Below are 9159 nucleotides of genomic sequence, written 5' to 3'. Positions count from 1 at the left end.
ACACCCGATGGCGGCACTGAAGCCGATTGTGGTGCGCAGAGAGCGGGCTAACCGCGGCGCGATTCCCTTTGGAAGCCAGCCCTTCATCGGACAACGCCGGACATCCTGGAAACCTGATTTAGCCTTTTCATCCTTGTGGAATCGCCGCTTCGATGACCGCTCCGGAAGCCCCCCGGCCCCCCTTGCCCCCCTTCGATGCCGAATCGGCCGCCACCAAAGTGCGCCTGGCCGAGGATGGCTGGAACAGCCGCGATCCGGCCCGGGTGGCGCTGGCGTACAGCCCAGGCAGCATCTGGCGCAACCGCGCCGAGTTCGTCAGCGGCCGCGCGGCCATCGAGCAGTTTCTGGCCCGCAAATGGGCCCGGGAGCTCGACTATCGCCTGATCAAGGAACTCTGGGCCTTCCACGGCCACCGCATCGCCGTCCGTTTCGCCTACGAATGGCACGACGATTCCGGCCACTGGTTCCGCTCCTACGGCAACGAAAACTGGGAGTTCGATGATCAGGGCTTCATGCACACCCGCATCGCCAGCATCAACGACCTCCCCATTCAGGAAAGCGATCGGAAGTACCACTGGCCCCTCGGCCGCCGCCCCGACGATCACCCGGGCCTGTCCGATCTGGGCCTCTGACACGGGCATGGCAGCGACGACACCACTACCCTCCGATCAGTGATGGGTTCCAACCCATGGAGGAGAAACTCATCTTCGTGAGTGTGGGCGCCACCGCCACAGCGGAGCAGGAGTCGTTTGTGCGTTTGATCGAGGATCGCCTGCGCAGCGAATCGCTGACCCCGAAAACGGTCGGTCGCAACACCTTCAGCGCCGATGCGCCCCTGAAGGCCATCACCGAGCTGATGGAGCATTGCTCCGGGATCGTCGTCATCGCCCTGGAGCGCTCCTACTTCCCCGCCGGCCTCGACAAGCGCGGCTGCCCGCGCCAGGTGAGCCTCACAGATACCCGACTGCCGACACCCTGGAATCAGATCGAAGCGGCGATGGCCTATACGAAGCATCTGCCGCTGCTCGTCATCGTGGAAGCGGGCCTGAAGGCCGAAGGCTTGCTGGAATCGGGCTACGACTGGTACGTGCAGACCCTGCCCCTGGAGGCGACCGCGCTCAGCTCCAATGAATTCAATGGGGTGTTGGCCGACTGGAAGGACAAGGTGCTGGAGATGGGAGCGCCGCCGGCCGGGCCGGCCAGGCCAGGGCTGCAGGTGCTGAATCCTGCCGAGATGTCCGTCCTTGATCTGCTCGGGGCCCTGCGGCCGGTTCAGCTGTGGAGCGTGACGATCGCCCTGGTCGGCCTGCTGGCAGGGGCCTTCAGCCTTGGCGCCCAGCTGGTTCCACTGTTGAAGGAACGGTCGCAGCCGACCTCAGACCGGTCCACTCTCCGCGCGCGGTTGAATATCCGTACCGAAGGCCTCGTCCTGATGGACCAGGCCACAGTTGCGGCGCACCCAGTGTGGATTGGTCCCCCTTTCTTGATCCGTCAGGAGAAGTCGTCCGGCATTCCAGGCACACCAGCGGAGCGGGAATCCTGAGATGTGTTCCCGTCCGGCCATGGCAGCATGAATCATGCAGTCCGGAATGTAAATTCCAATCCGTTGTGTCGTCAGAAACTGCATCAGCTGCTGGCATCCTTTGCGCGTGATGGTGATCGCATGCAGGCAATACACGGGCCCCTGCACCACATCGCCCAGCAGTCGTGATGGCCAGGGCCATGCCTTCAGGCTGAAGCGGGTCAGCCGCCTGGATCGATTCAGTCGCCGAGCCGGGTGCCACCGATGCAGGCTGTCGTACTGAATCTGCGATCCCAGGTGCAACAGGTCGACGTTTTCAGGCGTCGCCTTCCTGTAGGCCGGTGCCAACCGCTGCCAGTGCCTGGAGAACCTGATGTCGTCTTCAAAGATGCTTGCGAATGGATAGCCTTGATCAAGAATGTGCTGTAGCAGCCTCAGCTGGGAAACGGAACAACCCTGGGCACCCGGCAGGCTCAGAAAATGGTCGATGTCCGCCAGCGTGTCGATCCCGAAGCTCCTCAGGCTTTCCTTCACATTCCCTGTTGCACCATCGAACGCAGGCTAGCGATGGATGCTGCTGAATCCAGCCGATTGTAGTTGATCGAAGTTGCTTTGCCAGCGTTCCGGCCGGCGATCGAGATTGATGAAGAAAGCTGGCCCGTTCAGCATGTCCTGCCAAGAGAGCTTGGACATACCTTATCCCTTTGGGCAGCGCATGGGGTGAGCGGACAACGAAAAGGCTGAACGGTGTCATTCAGTCATCACGATATCACCAGATTTTCCAGGGATGATGGATGTCATCGGTACCTGGAGGTATCACTGCAGAGGCCAAGTTGGGCCAGGGAGTTGATCGATCAGGCCGTGCCCACCCCCTGGCGCTCCAGCACACCCACGCAGCGCCCGCACAGGCTGGGATGGCTGGGGTGCGCACCGATGTCGTCCTCGTGGTGCCAGCAGCGCTCGCACTTGCTGCCCGTCGCCCGGGCGATCCGCACCGTGACGCCCTCCTCCCCGATCTCCGCCAGGATCGCGTCCAATGGCGGGCCGCCAAGGCGCAGGCCCGACACCAACAGCCAGTCGGCCAGGTTGTCGACGTCGGGGTGGGGGCTGGCGGCCAGCAGGGCCAGGGCCTCTCCCAAGGGGCTGGTGTCCGCCAGCTCCAGCTGCACCTGGGCCTCGAGGGAGGCGCCCAGTTCGCCGCGGCCCCGGCAGCCCTCCAGCACCCGGTTCACCTGGGCGCGAAGCTCCAGGATCCGCTGCATCGGCGCCACCAGCTCCGGCGCCGCCCAGGCCGGCGGCACCGTGGGCCAGCCACGCTCGAACACCGACGCCTCGGCCACCGGGTAGGGCAGGTTCTGCCAGATGTCCTCGGCCATGTGGCAGAGCACCGGCGCGATCAGCCCCGCCAGCCGTTCCACCACCAGGTGCAGCACGGTCTGGCAGCTGCGCCGCCGGGCGTCCCCCGCCGCACTCACATACAGGCGATCCTTGGCGATGTCGAGATAGACGTTGGAGAGATCCACCACGCAGAAGTTCTGCAGGGCCTGGAAGAAGCGGTAGAACTCGAAGCGCTCGAAATCGGCGCTCACCTCCTCGATCAGGCTGGTGGTGCGCTGCAGCATCCAGCGGTCGAGCAGGGGCAGATCCGAGATCGGCACGGCATGCTCCGCCGGCACGAAATCGTGCAGGTTGCCCAGCAGGTAGCGGGCCGTGTTGCGCACCTTGCGGTACACATCCGCCAACTGTTTGACGATCCCCGGACCCAGGGGAACGTCGGCGGAGTAATCCACCGAGCTCACCCACAGCCGCAGCACATCGGCGCCGTAGGCCGGCTCCTGCTTCTCGTTCTTGCCCCCCTCGACCAGCACGAGCGGATCCACCACATTGCCGAGGGATTTGCTCATCTTGCGGCCCTTCTCATCGAGGGTGAAGCCGTGGGTGAGCACCCGGCGGTAGGGGGCCTGGCCGTTCACGGCCACCGAGGTGAGCAGGCTGCTCTGGAACCAGCCGCGGTGCTGATCGGAGCCCTCGAGATACAGATCAGCGGGGTAGCCCAGTCCCCGGCCTTCGAGCACGGCGGCCCAGGAGGAGCCCGAGTCGAACCAGACATCCATGGTGTCGGTGCCCTTGCGCCACTGGTCGGCCTGGTCGGCCCAGGCCGGCGGCAGCAGTCCCGCCTCGTCCCGTTCCCACCAGACATCGGCGCCGTGCTCGGCGATCAGCGCCTCGGCATGGGCCAGGGTGTCGGCGTTGAGCAGCACCTCGCCCGTCTCGCGGTGATAGAAGACGGGGATCGGCACCCCCCAGGAGCGCTGGCGGGAGATGCACCAGTCGCCCCGGTCGCGCACCATGGCCTCGATGCGGTTGCGGCCGCTGGCCGGCAGCCACTCCACCGCCGCGATCGCCTCCAGGGCCTGGGCGCGGAAGCCATCGACGGAGGCGAACCACTGTTCGGTGGCCCGGAAGATGGTCGGTTTCTTGGTGCGCCAGTCATAGGGGTAGCGGTGTTCGTAGCGCTGCTCGGCCAGCAGCAGGCCGGCGTCCCGCAGGGCGGTGATGATCGCCGGGTTGGCGTCCTTGAGCACGTTGAGCCCGGCGAAGGGGCCCGCCTCGGCGGTGAGGGTGCCGGCCTCGTCCACGGGGCAGAGCACCGGCAGGCCGTACTTGTTGCCGGTGTGGAAGTCGTCGACGCCGTGGCCCGGGGCCGTGTGCACCAGGCCGGTGCCGGTTTCGGTGGTGATGTAGTCGCCGCCGATCACCACCGGGCTGGTGCGATCCAGCAGCGGATGGCGGTACTGGATCCCCTCCAGCTGGGCCCCCTTGAGGGTGAGCAGCGGTTCGAGCGGGCGCTCCAGGCTGGTGCGCAGCTGCTCCACCAGCTGGGCGGCCACCACCAGATAGCGGGGGGTGCCGCCGTTGGTGGTGCCGTCGCGGCAGATGGCGTAGTCGAGCTGGCCATTCACCGACACCGCCAGGTTGGCCGGCAGGGTCCAGGGGGTGGTGGTCCAGATGGCCACGAACAGCTGCTCCCGGTGGGCCGCATCGGTGGGTCCGTCGATGCCGGCCGCCGCCAGCAGCCCTGCCACGGGGTCCGGCAGCTCCACCACCGGAAAAGCCACGTAGACGCTGGGGGAGGTGTGGCCGTCGGGGTACTCCAGCTCGGCTTCGGCCAGGGCGGTGCGGGAGCTGGGGCTCCAGTGCACCGGCTTGAGGCCCCGGTAGATGTGGCCGGCCAGCACCATCCTGCTGAAAACGGCGATCTGGGCCGCTTCGTACGCCTTGTTCAAGGTCAGGTACGGCTCGTCCCAGTCGGCCCAGATGCCCCAGCGCCGGAAGCCGCCCATCTGGCCCTCCACCTGCTCGAGGGCGTAGGCGTGGGCCCGGCGTCGCAGGTCGATTGGGGTGAGCTGCCGCCGCTCCTCGCTGCCCAGGCCCTGCAGCACCTTCAGCTCGATCGGCAGGCCGTGGCAGTCCCACCCCGGCACGAACCGGGCCCGCTTGCCCTGCAGCAGGGCGTGCTTGTTGATGATGTCCTTGAGGATCTTGTTGAGGGCGTGCCCCACGTGCAGGGCGCCGTTGGCGTAGGGCGGTCCATCGTGGAGGGTGAAGGGTTCGCCCGGGTTGCCGCGGCTCAGCCGCCCATACAGATCGTGCGCCTTCCAGAACGCCTGGAGTTCCGGCTCCCGCACCTTGGCGTTCGCCCGCATCGCGAAGGGCGTCTGCAGCAGGTTGAGCGTGTCCTTGTAGGACGCCGGGCTTGCCGTCACGTCGCCGGGGCGCGAGAAGGCTGGATTATCCCGCCTCGCCGAGACCCTCCCCTTCCACCGACGTCGCCGGCTCGGGCAGGACTTCTGGAGCCGCCTGCTCCAGCAGGGCGTCGATCGCCTCGAAGCCGCTGACCACGGGGGGATCGTCCACCGTTACCGCAGGCGTCTCGATCCCTGCCGGCGCCACCTCTGCCGGCGCCGCTTCCGCTTCGGGCCGCACCCAGCGCTTGGTGCTGGCGGGGCGGGCCGCGCGCCGTTCCGCCAGCCAGGACCCCAGCCCGGCCACCACGCCGCTGGCCAGTTGCAGCAGGCGGCCGAGGGAGGCCCCGAGCTGGCTGAGGCTGGTCTGCCAGCGCTCCACGGACCAGAGCCGTTGGCGCTCCTCCTCACTGAGCAAGCGCCAGCGGCCCTGGCCCACCTCCACGCCGAGCCGGCCGATCAGCAGGCCGCCGCAGAGCACCGCCAGCATCGGTGCGCCCGTGAGTCGCTCGGCGCTGGTGACCAGCACCAGGCCCAGCAGCAGCACCACGGCCCCCCAGACCGAATCCCTGGCCCGACTCAGTTCGGAGGCCAGCAGGGGCAGCAGCAGCAGCAGCAGCCCGAGCAGCAGGGCCAGGAAGCCTCCGAGGGTGGCAAGCATGGCCGTGGTGACGTCTGGGCCCATTCTGGGCGGTGACGACGGGGCGGGTTCCTTCGGGTGGATCCGGCCTGCCTGTCTAGAGTTCCCAAGCGCCCACCTGGCGGAATTGGTAGACGCGCTGGATTTAGGTTCCAGTGGCTCAGGTCGTGGGGGTTCAAGTCCCCCGGTGGGCATCGAACAGCGATCCAGGCCGGCCCAGGGGTGTCGCACAGACGACACACCTACGCTCCAACCATCGGGAACAAAAGCATGAAGAGCCCTCTCCGCCAGCTCACGGCGCTGCTCCTGGGCGCAGGGTCCTTGCTGGCGGGGGCTCCTGGCCAGGCGCTGGAAGAGATCCAGCTGATGCTTCCCCTGATCGATACCCCATTCACGATCCAGCTCAGCGAGCTCCGGGATCAGCGCAAACTGCTCTCCGGCGACAGCGATCTCGCCGAGCTGGACCGGGCCACCGATGGGGCGATCGGCCGCCGGCTGGTGCAGGGGTTCCAGACCCCCCTCCCCCTGCCGATCAAGGCCTTCGCCGAGCAGTCGGTGGGGTCGCCCCTGGTCAACCAGGTGTTGTTGCTGCTCTCTTCGGTGGTGCTGGTGGAGGGGGTGCGTCAGCCGATGGACAGCAAGGAGCTGGCCGCCTCGCTGGCCACCAGCCAGGCGAAGGGGAGCCTGAACCTGCTGGAGGTGCTCGAGGCCCTGCCCGGCAAGAGCGCTTCGGTGGATCTGCAGCGGGTGGTCTTGGCCATCGATCGACTCACCAACCAGCAACGCCTGGGCAACGACCTGGTGACCTCCCTGCCCGCCGCCGGGATCAACCAGGCCCTCATCCAGGCCGGCCCGCTGGCGGTGAAACGGCAGGAGCTGGCGATCCCCGTCACCCACCGCCCCAACCCCCTGCAGGTGGTCACCATTCAGCCCGAATCAGGCGCCAATGGCCGCCTCGTGCTGATTTCCCACGGCCTCTGGGACGATCCCGAGAGCTTCGAGGGCTGGGGCCAGCACCTGGCCAGCCATGGCTACACGGTGCTGCTGCCCCGCCACCCCGGCAGCGACCGGTCGCAGCAGCAGGCCATGCTCTCCGGCCAGATGCCGCCCCCCAAGCCGGAGGACCTGAAGCTGCGGCCCATGGACATGGGCGCGGTGATCGATGCGGCGGCGGCGGGCAGCCTGGCGTTGCCGGCGGGCCTGCGCACCGACAACGTCGTGGCGATGGGCCAGTCCTATGGCGCCACCACGGTGCTGCAGCTGGCCGGCGCCCGTCCCAGCGCGGCCCTGCTCAATCGCTTCTGCAAGGACGTCACCAACCCAGAACGCAACATCAGCTGGGTGCTGCAGTGCAGTTTTCTCACCTCGGCCGACCAGGCCGGCCTGGTCGATCCCCGCGTCAAGGCGGTGGTGGCGGTCAGTCCGCCGATGTCGCTGTTGTTTGACCATGGCTCAGCCCGCACCATGACTGCGCGGGCACTGGTGGTGAGCGGCAGCCGCGACTGGGTGGTGCCCTCGGGGCCCGAGGCCCTCAGGCCCATGGCGCTGGAGGCGCGCAACGCCGGCGGCGGCCACCGACTGGTGCTGGCCAAAGATGGTGACCACTTCAACCTGCGCTCCACCTACGAGCAGGGGGGCGGGTCGCTGCGGGGGCTGCTGCTGGCCTGGACCGACGGTGCCTTTGCCGCTGGCGCCGCTGCGGCCCCGGGCCCGAGCGCCCCGTCGCTGCTGCCCCCCGATGGCTGGGGCTCCGCAGAGTTCCCCCTGGTGGACGTCACCGCCAACCTCCCCACCCTGCCAGTCGGCCCCAACCAGCCGTGACGGTTCCTGCCTGGCCCCAGTCGCGGCGACGGGGCGTCTTCCGTAATCTGGGTCCTCCTTTGGGACTCCAGAGCTGGCCCAGGTCATGACAGACACGCTGGCACCCTCGTCCGCCGCCGTGGCCGCGACCACGGCCGTGCCGCGGCGCAGCGTCCCGAGGGAATTCCTCGATCCGCCCGCGGCCTGGAACCCCACGGTGGGTCTGTTCCTGGCGGGCTACGGCCTGGCGGCCCTGACGATCTGGGGCTGGTTCGTGGGCGGCTGGCCCCTGCCGCCCCTGCTGGCCCTGGGCTTCCTGGCCCTGCACCTGGAGGGCACCGTGATCCACGACGCCTGCCACAACGCCGCCCATCCCCACCGCTTCTGGAACGCGGTGATGGGCCACGGTGCCGCCCTGCTGCTGGGGTTCAGCTTCCCGGTGTTCACGCGGGTGCATCTGCAGCACCACGCCCACGTCAACGATCCGAAGCTCGACCCGGATCACATCGTCAGCACCTTCGGTCCCTTGTGGCTGATCGCGCCGCGATTCTTCTATCACGAAGTCTTTTTCTTCCGGCATCGCCTCTGGCGCCGCAACGAGCTGTTCGAGTGGGTGCTGGCCCGCACGGTGTTCGTGTTCATCGTGGTGGCGGCCGCCCGCCACAACTTCCTGCCGTTCGTGTTCAACTGCTGGTTCGCCCCGGCCCTGATGGTGGGGGTCACCCTCGGCCTGTTCTTCGACTATCTGCCCCACCGGCCCTTCCAGTCCCGCAACCGCTGGCACAATGCCCGCGTTTATCCCAGCAGGCTGATGAACTGGCTGATCATGGGTCAGAACTATCACCTGATTCATCACCTCTGGCCGTCGATCCCCTGGTTCGAATACCAGCCCGCCTACCACGCCACCAAACCGATTCTCGATGCGAAGGGTTCGCCCCAGCGGCTGGGATTGTTCGAGAGCCGCACCGACAGCCTCAACTTCCTCTACGACATCTTCCTTGGCGTTCGCTCCCACAAGAAACGCCGCAGCCGGCTGCGCCCCATCGCCAGGCTGATGCCCACCCGCCATGCCCGCCGGCGGGTGCTGGAGCTCCTGCACCGCACCGCCGTCTCACCAGTGCGCTGAGGGTTGCGTCGGCCGGGATCGGTTCAGTCGGCCAGGATCCGGGGCACCCGGAAGAAATCGCCCTCACGCTGGGGAGCCAGAGAGAGCAACTCCTCCCGCACCGGCGTGGGGTCCACCACATCGGGGCGGGTCACGTTCACCACCTCCACGGCCCTGGTGGTGGGAGGCACGCCTTCGGTGTCCACCTGCTCGAGGTGGGCGACGTAGTCGAGGATCCGTTCGAGCTGGCCGGTGTAGGTGGCGATGCGCTCCTCGGGCAACGCCAGGCGGGCGAGCTGGGCCACCTTGCGCACGTCCTCTTCGGTGATCCGCTGCATTGTCGCTC

7 protein-coding genes, 1 tRNA gene and 1 pseudogene are annotated in these 9159 nt (G+C 67.6%); 5 read left to right on the top strand and 4 right to left on the bottom strand.

Features of this window, described 5'->3' with window-relative positions:
- The first annotated feature begins 152 nt into the window (after positions 1 to 152).
- Both KBZ33_RS14195 and KBZ33_RS14190 read left to right on the top strand, forming a co-directional pair.
- Entirely contained in the window at positions 153 to 632 is a 480-nt protein-coding gene (locus KBZ33_RS14195) for a nuclear transport factor 2 family protein (RefSeq protein WP_254953969.1), read from the top strand.
- 56 nt (positions 633 to 688) lie between these two features.
- Complete coding sequence (locus KBZ33_RS14190) at positions 689 to 1543, top strand: hypothetical protein (protein ID WP_254953961.1); 855 nt, start codon at positions 689 to 691, stop codon at positions 1541 to 1543.
- Positions 1544 to 1807: 264 nt separating this feature from the next.
- Here KBZ33_RS14190 and KBZ33_RS21870 read toward each other — a convergent pair.
- The 3 genes and pseudogenes from KBZ33_RS21870 to KBZ33_RS14180 all read right to left on the bottom strand — a co-directional run.
- Positions 1808 to 2056, bottom strand: a pseudogene (locus KBZ33_RS21870) (glycosyltransferase family 25 protein); the annotation flags it as partial.
- A gap of 320 nt (positions 2057 to 2376) precedes the next feature.
- Positions 2377 to 5289: an isoleucine--tRNA ligase gene (gene ileS, locus KBZ33_RS14185; protein ID WP_254953959.1), complete on the bottom strand. Its 2913-nt coding sequence runs from the start codon at positions 5287 to 5289 to the stop codon at positions 2377 to 2379.
- A 25-nt stretch (positions 5290 to 5314) separates the two neighbouring features.
- Positions 5315 to 5929 carry a Ycf66 family protein gene (locus KBZ33_RS14180; RefSeq protein WP_254953957.1) on the bottom strand — a complete coding sequence of 205 codons (615 nt, stop codon included), beginning with the start codon at positions 5927 to 5929 and terminating at the stop codon, positions 5315 to 5317.
- Between the two features lie 91 nt (positions 5930 to 6020).
- Between KBZ33_RS14180 and KBZ33_RS14175 the strand changes: the two genes are divergently transcribed.
- The 3 genes from KBZ33_RS14175 (at position 6021) to crtR (ending at position 8834) form a co-directional block, all read left to right on the top strand.
- Positions 6021 to 6102, top strand: a tRNA-Leu gene (locus KBZ33_RS14175).
- 76 nt (positions 6103 to 6178) lie between these two features.
- Positions 6179 to 7729: an alpha/beta fold hydrolase gene (locus KBZ33_RS14170; protein ID WP_254953955.1), complete on the top strand. Its 1551-nt coding sequence runs from the start codon at positions 6179 to 6181 to the stop codon at positions 7727 to 7729.
- Positions 7730 to 7814: 85 nt separating this feature from the next.
- Positions 7815 to 8834, top strand: a complete 1020-nt coding sequence (crtR, locus tag KBZ33_RS14165; RefSeq protein WP_254953953.1) for a beta-carotene hydroxylase — start codon at positions 7815 to 7817, stop codon at positions 8832 to 8834.
- Between the two features lie 23 nt (positions 8835 to 8857).
- On the opposite strand, the gene gatC is transcribed toward crtR, so the two are convergent.
- Positions 8858 to 9151: an Asp-tRNA(Asn)/Glu-tRNA(Gln) amidotransferase subunit GatC gene (gene gatC / locus KBZ33_RS14160; RefSeq protein ID WP_254953951.1), complete on the bottom strand. Its 294-nt coding sequence runs from the start codon at positions 9149 to 9151 to the stop codon at positions 8858 to 8860.
- Positions 9152 to 9159 lie beyond the last annotated feature (8 nt).

Source organism: Cyanobium sp. Cruz-8D1 (genome assembly GCF_024345975.1).
Taxonomy (GTDB): Bacteria; Cyanobacteriota; Cyanobacteriia; order PCC-6307; family Cyanobiaceae; genus Cyanobium.
Note: the sequence above shows the minus strand (reverse complement) of the source record. Positions and strands in the feature narration are given on the sequence as shown.